Annotated in this window: 10 protein-coding genes; 4 read left to right on the top strand and 6 right to left on the bottom strand. The window is 45.2% G+C overall.

Going from position 1 to position 19,453, the window contains the following annotated elements:
• Positions 1 to 123: 123 nt before the first annotated feature.
• From QUA36_RS03140 to QUA36_RS03165, 6 genes are all read right to left on the bottom strand, one after another.
• Positions 124 to 1,776: a class I SAM-dependent methyltransferase gene (locus QUA36_RS03140; protein ID WP_333455474.1), complete on the bottom strand. Its 1,653-nt coding sequence runs from the start codon at positions 1,774 to 1,776 to the stop codon at positions 124 to 126.
• Between the two features lie 26 nt (positions 1,777 to 1,802).
• Positions 1,803 to 7,139 (bottom strand): glycosyltransferase, encoded by a 5,337-nt coding sequence (locus QUA36_RS03145; RefSeq protein WP_333455475.1) that lies wholly within the window; start codon positions 7,137 to 7,139, stop codon positions 1,803 to 1,805.
• Between the two features lie 42 nt (positions 7,140 to 7,181).
• Complete coding sequence (locus tag QUA36_RS03150; RefSeq protein ID WP_333455477.1) at positions 7,182 to 8,702, bottom strand: methyltransferase; 1,521 nt, start codon at positions 8,700 to 8,702, stop codon at positions 7,182 to 7,184.
• A gap of 15 nt (positions 8,703 to 8,717) precedes the next feature.
• Complete coding sequence (locus tag QUA36_RS03155; protein WP_333453118.1) at positions 8,718 to 10,130, bottom strand: ABC transporter ATP-binding protein; 1,413 nt, start codon at positions 10,128 to 10,130, stop codon at positions 8,718 to 8,720.
• 176 nt (positions 10,131 to 10,306) lie between these two features.
• Positions 10,307 to 11,158, bottom strand: coding sequence for an ABC transporter permease (locus tag QUA36_RS03160; RefSeq protein WP_445301413.1), 852 nt, complete (start codon positions 11,156 to 11,158; stop codon positions 10,307 to 10,309).
• Positions 11,159 to 11,339: 181 nt separating this feature from the next.
• Positions 11,340 to 11,879, bottom strand: a complete 540-nt coding sequence (locus QUA36_RS03165) for a hypothetical protein (protein WP_333453116.1) — start codon at positions 11,877 to 11,879, stop codon at positions 11,340 to 11,342.
• 71 nt (positions 11,880 to 11,950) lie between these two features.
• On the opposite strand from QUA36_RS03165, the gene ruvB reads away from it, so the two are divergent.
• The 4 genes from ruvB to QUA36_RS03185 all read left to right on the top strand — a co-directional run bounded on the left by ruvB (position 11,951) and on the right by QUA36_RS03185 (position 19,332).
• A complete protein-coding gene (gene ruvB / locus QUA36_RS03170) occupies positions 11,951 to 13,048 on the top strand; it encodes a Holliday junction branch migration DNA helicase RuvB (protein ID WP_333165439.1) in 1,098 nt (365 codons plus the stop codon).
• A gap of 3 nt (positions 13,049 to 13,051) precedes the next feature.
• Complete coding sequence (locus QUA36_RS03175; RefSeq protein WP_333455480.1) at positions 13,052 to 13,615, top strand: Uma2 family endonuclease; 564 nt, start codon at positions 13,052 to 13,054, stop codon at positions 13,613 to 13,615.
• 147 nt (positions 13,616 to 13,762) lie between these two features.
• Entirely contained in the window at positions 13,763 to 15,517 is a 1,755-nt protein-coding gene (recN, locus tag QUA36_RS03180) for a DNA repair protein RecN (RefSeq protein ID WP_333453111.1), read from the top strand.
• A gap of 596 nt (positions 15,518 to 16,113) precedes the next feature.
• Entirely contained in the window at positions 16,114 to 19,332 is a 3,219-nt protein-coding gene (locus tag QUA36_RS03185; RefSeq protein WP_333455482.1) for a GAF domain-containing protein, read from the top strand.
• Positions 19,333 to 19,453: the final 121 nt, after the last annotated feature.

The following is a 19,453-nucleotide window of genomic DNA, read 5'->3' on the forward strand; positions in this document are numbered from 1 at the left end:
TGTCAGTTGTCTGTTGACTGTTGACTGTTGACTGTTGTCTGTTGAGTGTTGTCTGTTGACTGTTGACTGTTGACTGTTGACTGTTGGAATAAAATATTTTGATTCTGCTAAAAAGCTTTGGTTTTATTCATTGGGGGTTGGTGCTTTGCAGATCCAGACGCAATCTCGCGGTACTGAAGATGTATTTTTCAGGATGATTTGATAGTTTAAATGATGGAGAAATTTTTCCATAATTGTATCAGTCATAACTGAAAATGCTGTGCCGTCTCGGTGCCCTAGCAAGTTTTTGTCCCACTCGCTGGCGAATTTTTGCCACCCTAATTCGGTGAAAATATTTGTGTGGTGAAACACGCAAATTCGATCGCCCCGCAGCAGTTTGGGAATTCGAGTCAGATAGTTGAATATATCTACCGGCTCTACGTGTACCATTGTATCGTAACAAAAGCAGACATCGGCTGAACCTGGGGCGATGCCGTCCAATGTTAAACCGTCGAGTTTGACGTAAGAAACACGATCGTCTCCCAAGCGCGATCGCGCCGCTTGCAGCATTTGACTGGAAATGTCGGCACAAATTAGTCGATCGCAATATTTCAGCAGCAGTGAACCGGTTTTTCCGCCTCCGATACCAATTTCTAAAACCGTATGTTCTTTTTTGATGTACGGTGCAATAAATTGCTGTTCTATTAGCGCTTCGTATTCGGCTAAGGAGTTGGCGGCACCGGCAGCTTTACCTATCCATTCGTCGCCAATATGGGCAAGTTCGGCATTAGTTTTTTGCCACTGTTGGGCGTAGCTGTCCCAAGCTTCTTCGTAGTCTATTTTAGGCCGTATTATTTCCATTGTTTTTGGTTTTTTTTGTCTCAGAACACATAAACAAAAATCGCTTGATAGTCCTCCGGGCACAGCCATTAAGATTTGTTCAATCTCAAGCAATAACTTGACGATCGTTTCACTCTTGGGTTCACCGTCGGAAAGTTGATAGTGATCTAACAAAGGGTAAAGTTCGTGAAGCAACCCCCCACCGGCTGGATTCAAGACTTCCACATCAAAGTAGAATTCTAAAAACGGAAGTATCAGCTTTGACCGAACTGCTTCTGAAGGGTCTTTCGCCAATACTCTCTCAATACTTGGACTAGCAAATATTTCAGTTGTTCCCGATCTTAGCGTGTAATGAAAACATTTGTAAATGCCATTAATCAAATTCACTTGATTTTGATTGTATATATTGTAGCAATCTCCTATGTATTCATTTACAATAAAATATCCATCGGGTTTTAAACATTTCCGAACACTTGATAAACATCGTTCTAGTTCTCTGACGTGATGCAGCGAACCTGAGCAAAAAACTAGATCGTATTTTTTATTATCATCAATCCTAAACAAATTAAAGTCATCTTGATAAAAATTTATCTCTACTCCCGCTGCTGCGGCATCTTTTCTAGCAATTTCTAAAGAACTTTCAGAAAAGTCAAAGGCATCAATTTGATTGACTAATCCTAATTTAGCCATCGCAATCTCGTGATTACCCACACCGCAACCAATTGACAACAGACGCTCGAACCGTCGATTTTTGAAATAATTTTTGACTAACCACTGTAGCCAGTAATCATTAGTCTGACCGCCTGACAACCGATGGTTTATAGCTTTTTCAATAATTGGATTAGACAACCAGTAACCTTGCTTCCCAATGGCGGCTGTTGGGTTAGCCTCCCAGTAATTTTTAGCTGTTAATTCATTGGATCTGTTCTCTTCCCTACGCTCAGAATTTGACTCCATACTTTTCCCCATTGAATCTTGAACGGTTACTTTTTAGTAAAATAAGCTTCTCGAAAAATTTGACCGTAAGTGTGAGTCATTTCTGCAAAAGTATTCAACGACTCTAACACATATTTAGCATTTTCTGCTAACCGCTGGCGCAAAGATTTATCGTCCAATAAAGTATGCAGTGATGCAGCTAGTTCTTCGGGACGATCGGGGGTATAAAACAAACCATTAATTCCCGGCCGCACTTGTTCTCTAATCCCAAAAACTGGCGATGTAACAATTGGCAAATCGCAGGCCATCGCCTCCAAAATCACTCTTGGAAAACTTTCGACGCGAGAAGTGCAAACAAAAATATCAGCCGCCTTGTAATATTTTCCCGTCTCCCCAGTTTCCGGGACTACTGTCACCCTTTGCCGCAAATCTGCTGGCAATTCCCCCACCAACTCGGCTAATTTATTGCTGTAAATACTAGGGCGATCGCCCACAATAAAACACCTAATTTTATTGTGCCATTTGTCAGGCAAAAGTGAAAGTGCCTTAACTAAATCCTGCTGGCCTTTGCGTTCGCATACCGTTCCCAGCAGCAAAAGTACCACATCTTCTGCTGCAACACCTAAAGTTTTTCTAGCCAATTCAGAGTTTTCCGAACTTTCCAGTTTGCTCAAATCTAAGCCGTTGTGAATCACGGTAAAATTGTGGTGGCTGTTGAGAGGTAAATACCTGTCCCGCGTTGCATCCGCCACAAAAATCACTTTGTAAGGAAATCGAAAACACTCTAAAGCTCTCGCCGCAATCTCCGAACCAAACCTGTTAAAATAAGTTTGCCAAGGTTCGCTTTCGTGCACGTTCCACACTGTAGGAATTCCGATTTGCCGCGCGGCATCAACTACAAAAAAGTTTTCTAAAGTATTGGCATAAATTGCATCTACTTTTAAACTTGCAATTTCTGTGCTAAAACTGCGGATAGCTTCATCGTAAGCATCGTGCTGGTAGATGTGTTCGAGAGGATTGTCGCGCACAATTACTTCAATTCCCTGCTGTTCGTAAGCTTGACGCAGGGGCCCGTCTGTTACGCAAAGTACGATCGGCTTAACCACACCCTCAGCCGCCAATTTCACTGCAATTTCGTACTGATGCAGCGGTGCACCCGTAAAATCTAGCGAATTGCTGCACATCAAAACTCTGATAGGATGAATCAAATTCTCTGCTTCTGCTACCAACAAACCCGAATTATTAAATTTTACTTCTTCATTATTGGTTACATCCGTTACATCCGTTACATCCGTTACAAAATCCGTTGCCGAACCTTCTTCTTTCATAAAAACCCGTCGAGGTTGAATATGAAAATACTCATCTTCTAAAGACAAATGAGGACTGTAAAAACTGTCATTTTTGCCCGCATACTTACGTCTAAAAGCCGCCACTTCTTGAGGATTGTCGGTAAAACCCCTAGAAGTTCCCTCTTTGTGCAACAACTCCGCATCAGGACAATATACGCACCGATAACCCCGTTCTAACAGTCGGTATCCATAATCTGCATCATTGTAAGCAACAGCAAAATTCTCCTCATCAAAACCGCCCAATTCTAAGAACAATTGACGCGGAGTAATCGTGCAAGCGGCTGTTACCGCAGAGTAATTTCGCGTTACCATCGCTTGAGACAGATAGCCTCGATTGTCGCTGTTCATCAGCTTAAAAGCATGACCAGCCAAGCCGTGATGCAGCCCGTGAATTATACCCGCGTGCTGAATTCTGCCGTCTGGATATAAAAGCCGCGCGCCGACTGCACCCACGCCTGCGATTTGAGCGTATCCCACCATTTGACTCAGCCAGCGCGGGTTAATTACTTCAGTATCGTTGTTCAAAAACAACACATATTCGCTGTCAACTTGTTCGGCAGCGCGGTTGTTAATTGCTGCAAAACTAAACTTGCCCCCAGGATTTTTTATCCGCAAAACTTGGCAATTTAATTCCTTTAAGTATTCCAGAGTTTTAGGGTCGTCGCTTTCGTTGTCGATAACGGCAACTTGATAATTTTTGTAGGTTGTAGTTTCTAGAGAATCCAAACAAGCTTTCAGCAACTTTAGCTGATTTTTAGTAGGAATAATCACCGTTACTGATGGGCCGTTATCAGGGAAATCCTGGGCAAATATGCCCAAATTTTCTTTAATCGCCCATGCGTGCTGAGCGACATTACCGTTAATTTGGCGGCGGTTTAGTGCGTCTTGAATGGCTTTTTGACCTGCGGAAAAACTGGCGGGTTTCGCGGCCCCAGATATGGCTGTAGAACCGGGTGCGGTTCGCCAGTGATACAGCACTAGCGGCAGGTGGGCGACGTGACGAGAAATTTCGGTGGCTCTCAAGGCAAAATCGTAATCTTGCGAGCCTTCAAAACCTATCCGTAAACCGCCTATTTGTTCAAAAATGTGTTTTCTCACGGCGCACAAATGACCGAGATACATATAGGAAAGCAGCAGTTCCGGCGACCATTGCGGTTTGAATTGCGGGGCGAATCGGCGACCTTTAGTGTCGATTTTGTCGTCGTCGGAGTAGAGAAAATCGGTGGCTGGATGCGCGGCAAAATATAGGGCAACTTCGCCTAATGCGTCGGGAGTGAGTTCGTCGTCGTTGTCTAAAAATAGGATGATGTCGCCTGTTGCGAGGGCGGCGGCGCTGTTGGTTGCTGCGCTGATGTTGCCGTTTTCTGTGCGAAATGTGATGCGGATACGATCGTCCTTTTGAACCCAGCTTTTCAAAGTGTCAGCGACAGTGAAATCGGTGCTGCAATCATCGGCAATGCAGAGTTCCCAGTTTGGATAAACTTGATTGATTACGCTGTCGATCGCACTTTCTAAAAAATCTATCTGTGGGTTGTAAACTGGCATTACTACCGAAATTTTTGGCAGCGGTTCCCGACAGGATTTTAACCGAGAAATTAAGTAATCGCGCGCGCGATAGTTCCACTGATTCACCTCCAGCCAAGCGTCATATCTATCAATTGGTTTAGGCACCACAAAACCCGCAGGTGGTAGTAAATCTCCCGGCGCAGTAAACTGTTTTTGCTGCCGATAAATCTTCCCCAACTGGCGGAGCACTTTCACAATTTCCCAGGGCAAGGGCACAATTCTACCAAGACGCTGTTTTCTTTCCCTCGCCCGCTGCTGAATTGCGGCTGTAAACCTTGATAACTCCTCAAACTTATCTGCACTTCGCTGCCAGATATGGTAGCGCCGCACTGTCAATATTTTAGGCGCTTGAAAAGACAAAATCTCCCCGGTTTCTAACTCAGCTTGCAGAGAAACGTGCCATTCCCCTGGCGGCAAATCCACAAGTACCTCAAAACCGCTTTCCGAACTGTTAACCCAGTCGGGAAAAACTTCGCCGACATCTTTTCGCCGTAAACCGTAGGCGCATTCTACAGAATAATCGCCGCACAATAAGCTTAATTTAGCAATTTTGTGATCGTGGTGGCAGCACCAACCTGCAAACAAAATTTGACCCTGACGCTGTTCCCACACCACCGGTACATCTAACGATGCTTGAATCGTTGAAACTAACAACGGATAAGCTGCCAACAAATGCCATTTACCTCGATCGTCTTGCGCTTCCAGTAGCACTTCGTGCCGTCCGGCAGGCGCTTCCAATTGAATTGTAAAACCTGATTTCTTCGCATTCGGAATATTAGAGTGTGCTAGCGCTATATCACTTCTATCTATGCCGTAAACGCCTGCGAAACTCTGGTCTTTAATTCTGGCGCGGACTGCTGTAGTCTCTCTTTTTTGGTTAAAAACCCAGCCGACAATTAGCAGGTTGGAATCACAAACTTGCCAAGTAGTGGGTTGATCTAACGAAAAAATAAATTTAGGGAACCAGTCGCGGATTTTGCGCTGAACTTCCCACAACTTTTCTCTCGCTTGCCACCATATTGAAGACTTGATTATAGCAAGTTCTGCACGAAAATTTTCATTTTCTTGGCGGGAGTGTTCTAATTTTTCCTGAGTTTGACTTTGTGATCTTTCTAACTGAATTAAATCAGCTAACTTTTGCTGCAATATAAATTCAGCTTCTTCAAATTGTACCTGAGTTTGCCCTAATTCTGCTTCTAATTCTAATACTTTTGCTAAAGCTATTTGAAATTGCGATTGTTTGCCTGCAAGCTGTACCTGAGTTTGTCCTAATTCTGTTTCTAATCCGAGGAGTTTCGCTAAAGCTTCTTGAAATTGCGATTCTTTGCCTGCAAGCTGTACCTGAGTTTGCCCTAATTCTGCTTCTAATTCTAAGACTTTTGTTAAAGCTTCTTGAAATTGCGATTCTTTGCCTGCAAGCTGTACCTGAGTTTGTCCTAATTCTGTTTCTAATCCGAGGAGTTTTGCTAAAGCTTCTTGAAAATTTGATTCTTTGCCTGCAAGCTGTACTTGAGTTGCTCCTAATTCTGTCTCTAAGCCCAACACTTTCGCCTGGGCCTGGTGAAATTGTTCTTGCCACTGTTTGAGTTCGGAAGAGCTAGTTTTTTGCTGTTTTTCCAGCAAGCGGATTTTTAGCCAATCTTCAAATGGCCAGACTGGAGATGCTGGGAAATGAATAACTTGATCGATCGCACCTTTCGATTCGCTGCTGAGATTCCCAGCTTGGGTTTCCAAAAGTTCATAGAGTTCTAATGCTTCGGGAAAATATTTTTCTATTAAACTTGGTCTGTGACTTTTGACAATATCGTTGACTAATAAAGATTCTTCAAAATTGTCGCCCGGTATCGCACCTAAGTTAACATTAAATTTTTCGTTGACTCGATCTAGGAAAAGTTCAGGAGTGTTGCCGATGGGGTAAACGTTGGCTAGGAGACAGCGATGGGGGAAACGTTCGTAAAGTTCTAAAACTTTTTGATTGTAGTGAATCCACATTTTTACTGCCATTTCGGGATTTTGCAGCAAGCTAACATCGGTTCCGCGGCGGTAAAGAGAATCGACTACTTCCCAGGGCGACCGATAAACACAGATAAAATTAGCTTCAGGGAGCAAATTCAGCCAAAAATCCCAAAAAAGGGCTGTTCGGGGGTCTTTCCAACCCCAATGTTTGTGAGGAAGTTGATTTTGGTCGATCGCCCTTTTGGCGATTTCGACGTATTCTGGTGCTACCGGAATCGTTTTTTCAAACGTACAGCCGAGTTCATCAATACCGTGCGATCGTAAAACACTTTTGTGGAACTCCACAAAATCAACATTCTCGAAATGACCTTTCACATTTCCGTCGGCCGGGCCCACTAACTTTTTGCCAATATCAACCCCGACTTTCTGAAACAAAGAAGCTGTTAAAGAGGTACCGGAACGGTGCATTCCGGTAACAATAAAAACCGACGGTTTGCTGTCATTTGTACTCACAATTTATCTCCCTCGCCCTAACTCCCACACCAAATTTACTCACTACTCTCCTGCTAAGCCCAAGGACCGCCTGACTTGAAACCACGCGCTTCTAATCTTCCAGAACTTGCTGCTTTCCATTGCCAAAACCCGAGACTTCGCTTGCTCTAGTTCTTGCTTGACATTAATTAGTTGATTTTCAGTTCTCTCCAACTGGATTTGCACAGATACTAACTGATTTTGAGCTTGCTCCAATTCCATTTGAGCTGCAACTAATTGAGTTTGAGATTCTTGCAAATTTGTTTGAGATTCTTCCAACTTTGTTTGAGTAATCATTAACTTACTTTGATTTTGCTCCCATTCCATCCTAGCCGACTCTAACTGAGTCTCGATTAATTTGAGTTTTGTCTGAGTAGAACCCAATAAAGACTGCGATTGTCTTTGGTTAACCAGCGATTTAACAGTGCAAGTTTCCAGAATCCATTCCAAACCATAGTTATTGATTGCTTTGACTATTAACACATCCTGCACCGCCACCGTTTTTTTTTGTAAATAACACCTCCAACCCGACTGCAAAGCCCCATCAGTTTCAAAATATCCAGCCACATCCGGGCGATCGTAAAAAGGCTCGCACCTCTGTACAACCTCGCCGTTTACCAGCACTTGCAGCTCCTCAATTCGACCGTTGAGATTCACATCAGCTACCCATCCTTCTAGATACAAATTCTCCTTATTAGTAAAAGCAGCAACATCAATATATCCTTCCGGGTGATGATTGAATTTCAACTCCGAAAAATCTCTAACTCGCTCATTTGTGACAACATACAAATCCTGAAATCTGCAGATGCCTTTTTTGATGCGGTGAACAAAAGCTTTCCCCCCGCTAACTTTCTCGACACATTCTCTCACAAACTTTTCAGTTACATAAGTTGTGCCGTATTCCTCCTTATCTAAAGACTGGCTTTCGCTTTGAGGACTAAACAAAATACCCTTGGTCGGCATTTCTGTATTAGCTGCACGCAAACACTCATCGTGAACGCTGAACATCAAAATGCCGTTAGGAGTCAACAAATCGTACAAATTTTGCAACCAACTTGTAAAAGTCCTTTCCGGCATATGGCTGAAAAAAGAATTAGCCAGAATGCAGTCAAACTTGCGGTCAATTAAATAATTTTCTGGTTTTCCAGTTGAGACAATACCGTTGACGCCCAAGTATTCAGTTTGAAACTTAACCGCGTTAGCATAAATATCAGAAACCCAAATTCGTTCCGGCGGCATTTCCTGAATCAAAAACCGGGTAAATCTACCGTAACCGCAGGCAAAATCTAGAAAAGAGGGAACATTTTCAAAACTGCCAAAATGCCATTCCACAACTTGTTTAACCGTATCCAAGATGCGATGCCCGATCGAATAATAGCGCACCAAAGCCCGATCGCGATCGTCTTTGACATTGCTCAAGCTGAACAAATACATTTCATCGTCTTCGCAGATATTCAGTTTAAAATTTTCAGGAAACTTAGTTTGATCTTGAATAAATGCTTTGATTACGGGATTTTCGACTAAATCTAAATTGATATCGTTCATTGTTTTTACAGAATTTTAGATAACCTCTGTTGACTGCTCTTTCACTAGAGTATCAGCATTAACAACAGTTAAACACGGTTCGATCAGCAAGTCAACGATGCCGTTACCGCAAGACTCTGTACAAGACTGAACTCTAAACATCGCCACATCAACGCAACGATCCAGATAAGTTAAATCTCCATCTACCGTTCCCACAACCCCAGCATTCAGAAAATAAACCCCGGGATTCAGCAAACATTTAAACTGAAACTTCACTACAATTGTCGTTCCCGCTTCCACATACCTAACTGACTGAGTAGAACCCTTCAAAGAAGCACCCGCCAATTCAAAGCCGCTAATTGTTTTAATCAACATTCCAAACCTAACTTTGGAAGTTGACCGGGAGAAAGTGACAGAGTAAGTATAAATATAATCTTGACGGCCGATCAAGTGATTTACCAGATTTCCCTTCAGCGTCTCGATGTGGGGGTTGATAATTTCCGCTCCACGAGACGGATACCTTACCGTATTCGACGGTATCATCCCCGGATCGTAAAATTCCTCGTAATATTCCTGGGGTTTGGAGAGATGTTGCTCCGGTTTAACTTCCCTCTTTGTGCTTTCTAAATTAGCATCCTGAAGGTGGTCTTGACTTTCCTGTTTTGTCAGTTGGTTCAGAGCTCGAATATCTGACTTCAACCCCAGAACCTGATCTGGATCGGCATAAATCAGCTTTTGATACTTAGAAATTACCACCTTCGGCGTGTGAGCGAGCAGCAATTCACCGCTATCCATTAAAATCGCCGACGTACAAAGTTGCACCACAGAAGTAGCAGCGTGAGAAACAAATAAAATTGTTCCGCCACCTTCCTGAATGCTTTGCAAGCGGGCAAAACACTTGCGTTGAAAAGCTTCGTCGCCCACCGAAAGCGCCTCGTCAACCACCAAAATATCTGGTTCGACGCTAGTCGCCACGGCAAAAGCTAGCCTGACAAACATACCGCTAGAATAAGTTTTGACTGGCTGTTCGATGAAATCGCCAATATCAGCAAAAGCAGCTATATCGTCAAATTTTTCTTCAGTTTCTTTTTGATTGAATCCCAGTAACTGAGCGTTAAAAAATACATTTTGCCGCCCGGTAAATTCCGGGTTAAACCCGCTTCCGAGTTCCAACAAAGCGGAGACTCTGCCTCTAACATCGACGCTTCCTGTGGTAGGAGTCAGCGTCCCTACAATTATTTGCAGGAGAGTGCTTTTCCCCGAACCGTTGCGGCCGACGATTCCCAGAGTTTGTCCTTGAGGGATTTCCAGATTGATGTCGTGTAGGGCCCAAAATTCGTCAGCAAGTTTTTTGCTGGGGTAAATAATTTCCTTTAAGCGGTCTCCTGGACGATCGTACCGCTTAAAGCATTTGGAAACATTTTTTAGTGAAATTACATTTTCTATCATCCGATTTTAGATTTTAGATTTTAGATTTTAGATTGATATTATGTTCGCTCGAACTAAAAATAGGTTTGTAGTGAGTACGACCGTCCTCTGATTTTTATGAGGACTTGCATTCCGCTGCTGCAAACACCTTTATGGGGATTTTAGATTGAAGAATTGACTTTATATCTCAAACATATTTACAGCACGTCAGCAAAAGCGGGACGCAAACGCCGATAAACCGCCAAACCTCCACAAAATATAGCAGCAGAAATTAGCGTGGCTACACCCCATTCGCCCCAATGCTTAACTTCTCCAACCAGTATGAGGTCTCGATAAACCTCCGAGATGGCGGCCATTGGATTTAGCCAAAATATCCACGCTCGCCACTCTTGGGGGATGATTGAGGCTGGATAGACGATCGGCGTCAAATAAAACCAAAAATTTAGAATAACACCTAATGTCTGAGGAATGTCTCGCAAAAATACAGTCAAGCCTGCTGTCAAATATCCCAAACCAGCAGTTATCAGCAACTGAGACACCCACACCAGCGGCAGCAAGCATAAAGTAGCGTTGAGCTTTTGCGACGACACTGCTACTATCACAATCAAAGCTGCTAAACCCAGAGAACTTTCAAGAAAAGCTGTAAAAATCGGCACCAATGGCAGCAAACCGAGAGGAAATACCACTTTTTTGACTAAATTAGGCTGCCCCACCACGGATACTCCCGACTTGATCAAACCGCTGGTGAAGGCAGTCCAAGGCAGCAAACCTGCAAACAACCAGACTCCAAATGTAATGTCGCTGTTTTCTGGGAATCCTGCAAGGCTGAGCTTTACCTTGAGGACGATCGAAAATACGTATGTGTAAATCACCAATTGCGATAGCTGATTTAGCAGCGGCCACAAATTGCCCAGAATCGAGCCTTTGTATTGAGCTTCCAAGTCCCGGCGCACCAATGTTGCCAGCAGATTCAGCTTCGCCCACCGCCGGGGCGTACTTGCCGGCCGCCGGCCGCGCACCCTTCGGGCCTTTTGGGCAACTCCTTTCACCGTTCTCAGCAATTTTTTCGCCCTCGTTCACTACCTTCACACCTAAATCAACTCAAGCTACAATTGTGCAGCTTTTGTTAAACCGCAATTATTCCACAGCCCCGCCGTTTTGATCAAGCATCTGCCACCCTGGCTTAGGCTTCTTCTTTCTTTCTTCTTTCCCCTTCCTTCGGAGGTTATTTTAGCCGATCGCCGATCGAACTGCCGAACCGATCGCCCGTTTTTGCTCGTCGTCGTAGCCCCACCGCCGGAAAAATTTTTCATACTCGCCGTTGGCACTGTGCAAACTTTCTAGCATTTGCGACGCTATAGTTTGACACGCTGCCATTTGCAGCATTTGAATTAAATTGAGCGATCGCTCCTGCACTCTAGCAGAATCGGTCGCCATTTCCTGCTTTTGCTGGCGCGAATGATGCACAACCATTGCCGCCGACATCGCCAAATTTTTCACCAGCAGTTCTGCTACGATCTCAGGAGCCGATCGCAGCGCCTCGACTACTCCGGGTGACGGGTGATCTGCCTCCTGTCCATCGTCCGTTAGATAGGTGACAAAAAACCCCCTAGCACCGTTCTGTGTTTTCACCAGAGATGTAACAGCTTGCTGGATGTCGGCTTGTAAAAGTCGATCGGCCTCCATGAACGACAGTAAAGATTGAGTCAGCTCGATCGCCCCCTCAAAAGTTATGCTTTCGGATGCTAATAAAGAAGATGGAATACTCATAACGAACTCAATAATTTTAAAGATTCTGCTAACAAGTGTAAACAATTCCCGCTGCCCGAACGCAGATAAATATGGCTATTATATCCTCCAAACAACAGCCCCCCGACCCAAATCTACCCGAAGACATAGCCCCGGCTCGTCGCAAAAAAGCCGCCAAACCCCAGGCGGAATCTTTGCTAGAATCGCAAGAACTACCCGACGAAATCAACAGCAAACAAGACGACAAAATCCGACCCCAACGCTTAGCTGAATACATCGGGCAAAAAGACTTGAGAGAAGTTTTGGCGATCGCAATTGCAGCAGCCAAATCTCGCGGCGAACCTATGGATCACCTGTTACTCTACGGGCCTCCAGGGTTGGGAAAAACCACAATGTCGCTAATTTTAGCAGCAGAAATGGAAGTTGAATGCAAAATCACCACCGCCCCTGCTTTAGAAAAACCGCGAGATATTGTCGGATTGCTGATCAACCTCAAAGCAGGCGACGTGCTGTTTATCGACGAAATTCACCGTTTATCTAAAGTTACAGAAGAAATCCTCTATCCGGCGATGGAAGACTGTCGGTTAGATATTACGATCGGTCAAGGAAAAAGCGCCAAAATCCGCAGCATTCCCCTGAAACCATTTACCTTAGTAGGAGCAACTACAAAAGTCGGATCGCTGACATCTCCATTGCGCGATCGTTTCGGCTTGATCCAAAGATTGCGGTACTACGAAATAGACGAACTTAGTCTAATTGTCCAAAGAACCGCCCAAGTTCTCGACACTCAAATCACCCCAGAAGGAGCCACAGAAATTGCCCGCCGAGCTCGCGGAACTCCCCGCATCGCTAACCGCTTGCTGCGACGAGTTAGAGACTACAGCGAAGTCAAAAATTTAAAGCCAATTGATGCCGAAGTTGCCTCACTAGCCCTGGAATTATTCAACGTCGATCCGCTAGGTTTAGATTGGACAGATCGGCGGATTTTGACAGCAATGATTGAGAACTTTAACGGTGGGCCAGTGGGATTAGAAACTCTCGCGGCTTCTACAGGAGAAGATACTCAAACCATTGAGGATGTATACGAACCTTATTTAATGCAAATCGGATTTTTGCAGCGGACAAATCGCGGGAGAATGGTAACGGTTGCTGCTAGAAAACACTTGGGTTTTATCGAAGATAAGGAGTAGAAAATGGTACAGATACCAACAAAAACACTAACTTTGTCAGAGTTTCTCAAACTGCCAGAAACAGAACCGGCTAGCGAATATATCAACGGTCAAATCATCCAAAAGCCTATGCCACAAGGAAAACATAGCCGGATTCAAGGTGAATTACTCCCCGCCATCAATGTCGTAGTTAAAAAGCCGAAAATTGCCTTAGCTTTTCCCGAATTGCGGTGTACTTTTGACGGTAGATCGATCGTGCCAGATGTCACAGTATTTACTTGGGACAGAATACCTGTTGATGAAAATGGGGATGTTGCTAATGTATTTGAAACTTACCCAGATTGGACAATTGAAATTCTCTCTCCCGGCCAGAGTCAAACTAAAGTAACAGGGAATATTTTACACTGTCTGAAAAACGGCACTAAAATGGGTTGGCTGATCGATCCGATGGTGCGATCTATATTAATTTATCCCCCTGGAAAGCAACCGGAAATTTTAGCAAAACCAGAAGAATTGTTGCCGGTTCCAGATTGGGCAGCAGAATTGCGGGTGACGGTAGGAGATTTGTTTGGATGGTTGAAACTATAGCAGAAGTCAGTTGACAGTTGACAGTTGACAGTTGTTATTGGAGACCAATAATTTTCCGGGCTGTGCCTCCAATTAAAAAGTAAAAATTAAAAAGTAAAAATTCCAATTACCAATTACCAATTAACAATTCCCTATTCCCCATTCCCCATGTTAATATCCCTCAGAATAGAAAACTTTGCCTTAATTGACTGCCTGGATCTAGAATTTGGCCCGAGTTTGAACGTATTTACAGGGGAAACCGGCGCTGGTAAATCGATTATCCTAGATGCGATCGATGCAGTGTTGGGCGGGAAAGTCGATCGCCGATCGATTCGCACCGGAGCAGCGCGGGCAATATTGGAAGCTACCTTTGAACTGGACAAAGCTGCAGCTTTGTGGCTGGGCGAGCAAGAAATCGAACCCATAGACGGAAATTTAGCCGTTTGCAGCCGGGAAATTAACGCATCGAGCGGTGCTCTACGCACCAGATCCCGCTTGAACGGAATTCTCGTCAACCGCCAGTTAATGGACCAACTGCGCGATCGGCTTGTCGAAATTACCGCCCAAGGCCAAACCGTCCACCTCGGACAAGAAACCCTCCAGCGAGAATGGCTCGATTTATACGGCGGCAAAAAGCTCACTGAAGCGCGATCGATCATCGCCTCCGCGTGGCTGGGAGCCAACAGCGCCAAAACAGCCCTCAAACGTAGGCGTCAGTCGGAACAGCAGCGACTGCAAAGACTTGATTTGTTAGAATACCAAGTCCGAGAACTCGGCGAAGCCCATATCGAAGACGCCGACGAACTTGAACACCTAGAACACGAATCAATCCGGCTAGGCCACGTCGTCGAATTGCAGCAGCAGAGTTACCAAGTCCACCAAGCCCTGTACCAAAACGATGGCGACAGCGCATCAGCCGCCGACTTGTTGAGCAAAGCCGAAGTAATTTTAAGCGACATGGCGGTTTACGATGTGCAGTTGCAACCAATCTTAGAAATGGTCAGCGATGCTTTAGCTCAAGCCACAGAAGCCAGCCGGCAAATTAGCAGCTACGGCGAACAATTAGAAGCAGATCCCGAAAGACTCGAAGAAGTAGAAGATCGGATTCGCGAACTCAAACAAATTTGTCGCAAATACGGGCCGCTCAAAGAAGCGATCGCCTACTACCAAAGCATTCAAAACGAACTAAATGAACTTTTAGAAGGAGGCGACTCAATGGAAGCCTTAGAACTCGCATATCAGAACGCTTTAGAGCAATTAAAAGACGCTTGCAGCCACCTCACTACCCTGCGACGCGAAGCAGCCCTCAAACTAGAAACGCACCTCGTAGGAGAACTTAAGCCGTTAGCAATGGAAAAAGTGCAATTTCAAGTCGAGATCTCGCCTTGTACCCCAACCGCTACCGGTGCCGACCAAATTGCCTTTTGTTTCAGCCCCAATCCGGGCGAACCTTTGCAACCCCTGGGGGCGATCGCCTCCGGGGGAGAAATGAGCCGCTTTCTACTCGCCATCAAAGCCTGTTTTTCCCAAATAGAAAGTGCCGGTACGCTGATTTTTGACGAAATCGACGCCGGAGTCTCCGGGAGAGTCGCCGGGGCGATCGCCAAAAAACTCTACCAACTTTCCGACAAACACCAAGTTCTCTGCGTCACCCACCAGCCGCTGATCGCCGCGATGGCTGATTTTCATTTTCGCGTCAACAAACAGACGATCGAAGCAGAACCAAGTATCGAGGAACCCGCAGCCAACTCCGAACCTGTCGAACGTACAGTAGTCAGAGTTGCCGCCCTCAACAGTGAGCAGCGGCGGGAAGAACTCGCCCAACTCGCCAGTGGCCGCTCAGCAACAGAAGCAATCGCCTTCGCCGAATCCCTGCTTGTCGAAGCCGCCGGATTGCGCCAAACTCAGTCGGCCCAACCCTGATCGCACCCTCAAGCCGATCGGGGGGCCAAAAGGCGGAGTTTTTTCCGAGTCGGAGGTTACACTAAAAATGTCAACCGCAAATTTTACAAAAAAAAGCTGAAAACCCCGTGAATTTAGTGGGATGAAAGCTAACAGCAGCAAAATAGAGAGAAATTCTAGTTAAAAACCACAATTGTGTAGAGAAGGGCACACATCACTAGCAACTGGTAGTGTCACAATTGCGGCTAGTCCCACAAGGCCACCCCTCTTTCAGCAGTCTTCCCGCCAGTACCCATTCTTCTGCGGGCGATCGGATCTTAGATCGGTAGAACCTACTTAAACCAGGCACGCACAATGTCAAAATCACTTAATAAACCCTTTAAACAGGATTCGCATTCTCTAAAAAGAGTGCAGCAATGCTACAGCAGCGTTATCGTCGCACCCACAGTTCACCAGCCATGCAAACTGAATTTACCTTCCCCTGTGGCCGGAGTTCTGTAAACTGGGAAATACTTTCACACATAATTGAGTTTTGTGCGACAAGTGACTAACTAATGAACTTGCCCGCTATCCTAGCTTAGAGACTAACCCTTACGCTTAAGATTCTGTAAAGGTCTATGAAATCTGCATCTCCCAATCGGCCAGCTATGGAAAACAACATGACAATGACAGTAGAGGCCACTGTTGTCAGTGAAAAGGATGATTTTACTGTTGTTACTGAAAAACATCAGGAAGAATATTCTCAGCATTCCTCTAGCAGTAGTCAAATCGTCACAACCCAAGGAAACTTCTCCAGTTACCTCGCACCCTTAAATAAGGACAGTTTTACAGGAGTAGTTAAGGAAGTAGAAGAGAAACTTAAGGTTGTCAATCAAACCCTGGGAATGCTCGACAATATTCTTGAGAGTGAGGGATTTGACGCCATTCTCAACGAGATGTTGGAATCTATTACCCTCAAAACAGGGGAATTGCTGAATGCAGATCGCAGCACGATATTTTTATTAGATGACGAAAAAAATGAACTCTGGGCGATCGTCGCTAAAGACGAAAATGGCAGAAACCTAGAGCTCCGAGTTCCCGCCCATGTGGGCATTGCCGGAGAAGTAGCCACGGAAAAAAAAGTGGTGAACATTCCTTATGATTTTTATAACGACCCCCGCTCGGCTAACGCCAAAAAATTTGACGAGAAAAATGGATATCGCACCTATACAATGTTGGCGATGCCTCTGGTTAATGACGAAACCGACGAATTAGTAGCGGTCGTTCAACTGATTAATAAACTAAGACCCAACCCCGAAAATTACCATACTTTAGACGAAAAAATCGACAGACACGGTTTTACTCAAGAAGACGAACAAGTTTTTCGAGAATTCGCCCCTTCGATTCGTCTAATTCTAGAATCGTCCAAATCTTTCTACGCAGCAACTCAGAGACAGCGAGCCGCCACGGCGCTGATCAATGCCATCACCGCTCTTTCTAAGAGCAGTCTAGACTTAGAAGATACCCTAAAAAGGGTAATGGATCAGGCCCAACAACTCATGAACGCCGATCGCAGCACCCTGTGGCTAATCGATGAAGATAAAAACGAACTCTGGACGAAAATCCTGATCGCAACAGGTCAACTTCAAGAAATTCGCATGCCCAGAACAGCAGGTTTTGCAGGCATCGTCGCCCAATCCGGCGAACCGCTGTTGATTCCCTTTGATGTATACGACGACCCCCGCGCAGAAAATGCAAAAAAAATAGACCAACAAACTGGCTACCGCACTTGCAGTATGCTTTGTATGCCAGTGTTTAACTCAGACCAAAAATTGATAGGCGTCACCCAATTAGTTAATAAAAAACGACAACAAGGAGAATACCCCCCCTACAACCCGGAAGAGTGGCCTCACGCCCCCGAGCAGTGGAAAGCCAGTTTCAATCGCAACGACCTGGAATTTATGGAGGCGTTTAACATCCAAGCAGGAGTGGCGCTGCAAAACGCCAAACTGTTTGCCGAAGTCAAACAGCAAGAACAAAGACAAAAAGATATGCTGCACGCCTTGACTAACGGCGTGATTTCTACAGATAAAAAAGGCAATATAGTAGCGACAAATCCCAGTGCCAAAAACTTACTGGGTGTCAGCGATGCAGAATTAGCCGAAGGTCAATCTTTGCGAGAGTTAATTAAGTTAGAAAAAGGCGATTTTGCCAAGTGGTTTGATGCGTCTTTGTCTCCCGAAGACGAGAAGGACCGCCAGCAGTATTACCCCGATCAAGTTTTGCTTACCTTGGAAGGAGAAGGGCAGAGTATCAATCTCTCGATTAATTCAATGACGGACGCTACCGACCCCAACAAGGTCAACGGGGCGTTAGTCGTCATGGAAGATATTAGCAGCGCCAAGCAAATCAAAAACTTGATGTACCGTTACATGACGCCAGAAGTAGCCGAAGCTTTGTTAGCTTCAGGGGATACTGGATTGGGCGGTAAGCGCAAAAACGTTTCGGTGCTGTTCTCAGACATTCGCAGCTATACCACACTTACGGAAAAATTGCAAGCCGAAGAAGTGGTAGTGATGCTGAATAAATATTTTGAAGTGATGGTAGATGTCGTATTCGAGTACGGAGGGACTCTCGACAAATACATCGGCGACGCTCTGATGGCAGTTTTTGGCTCTCCCGCGCCCCTAGAGGATCATGCCTGGTGCGCCATGCAAACGGCGGTGAAAATGCGGGAAAAACTGGCCCAGTTCAATCAAGAGCGTAAGGCAAATGGGGAATTGGAGATCGGCATTGGTATGGGCGTGCATTCCGATGAAGTTGTCAGCGGCAATATCGGTAGTAGCAAACGCATGGAATTGACTTCGATCGGAGACGGCGTAAACCTCGCCTCTCGCTTAGAAGGCGCTAGCAAGCAGTACGGCACCGACTTGATCATCAGCGACAATACTTACAGAGATTATGCCGATCGGCTGTACGTGCGAGAACTCGACTTTATTACTGTCAAAGGCAAAAGCGAACCCGTAATCGTTTACGAACTCGTCGGCATCCGCGAGGGATACTCGCCAGTTGGCAAGTCACTAACCGAAACACAGCAAAAAATTATAGAACATTACACGAAGGGGCGCGAACATTACAAAGCTCCAGTCCACCAAAGACTTTCTGAGAGTGAGGTGAAAAATATCTTAAAGGATGTCGCCGAAATGCCGGAGGCAGAGACTAAGAAACTGCTCTACAATGTAGATCAACAGTTGGAACACGAACTCAAGAACCTGTTATATCAACTGAAAAAGCTGTCAGAGTACGACCCGAAAACCCTGTCCGAAGCAGACCAACTCATCGTACTGTTGCAGACAGAAATCCAACTGCTGAAATTGGAAGGCATCAAAAACCTCTCGGAAGACGAAGCCAAAATGCTGCTGCAAGCAAAAATCAAGCCCCTATCAGCAGACGATATTAAATACTTGCAAGAAGGCGAAGTCAAAAAGCTGTTAGAAGCAGACATCTTAGAACCATCAAATCCCCAAATCAAGCGGCTGAAACCTGCAGAGATCAGGCAGCTATTGCAGGCGAAAATTAAAAGTCGGGCCTCCGAGACAGTTGCAGAAATGTTAGATGAGGAATTTGAAAACCTGGGACTTGATCGGGTGAAAAAACTGCTGAGCGAGTTTAAGAAAGCCTTAGAACCAAAAGCCAAGCAAGCTTTCACAGACGCCAAACGCGAATTTAACGCCGTTCTGGAAGTTGACCCGAAAAACAAGGCAGCTAAATTGCACGTCGATCGCTGTATGTTATTTCAGCATAGTTTTTCAGATGTACTCAACTGGGATGGTGTGTGGAATCTCACAGAAAAATAGCAGTAGCCCACAGCAAATCCTCGCGGTGGTGCCAGGGTTCCGGGTGGGGGCGATCGCGATCGGGGGTGCGCCTCCCATCCCACCAGCAATTAACCTGAATATCCTATTGAGGTAATTGTAA

The organism is Microcoleus sp. Pol10D4 (genome assembly GCF_036701555.1).
Lineage (GTDB): Bacteria > Cyanobacteriota > Cyanobacteriia > Cyanobacteriales > Microcoleaceae > Microcoleus.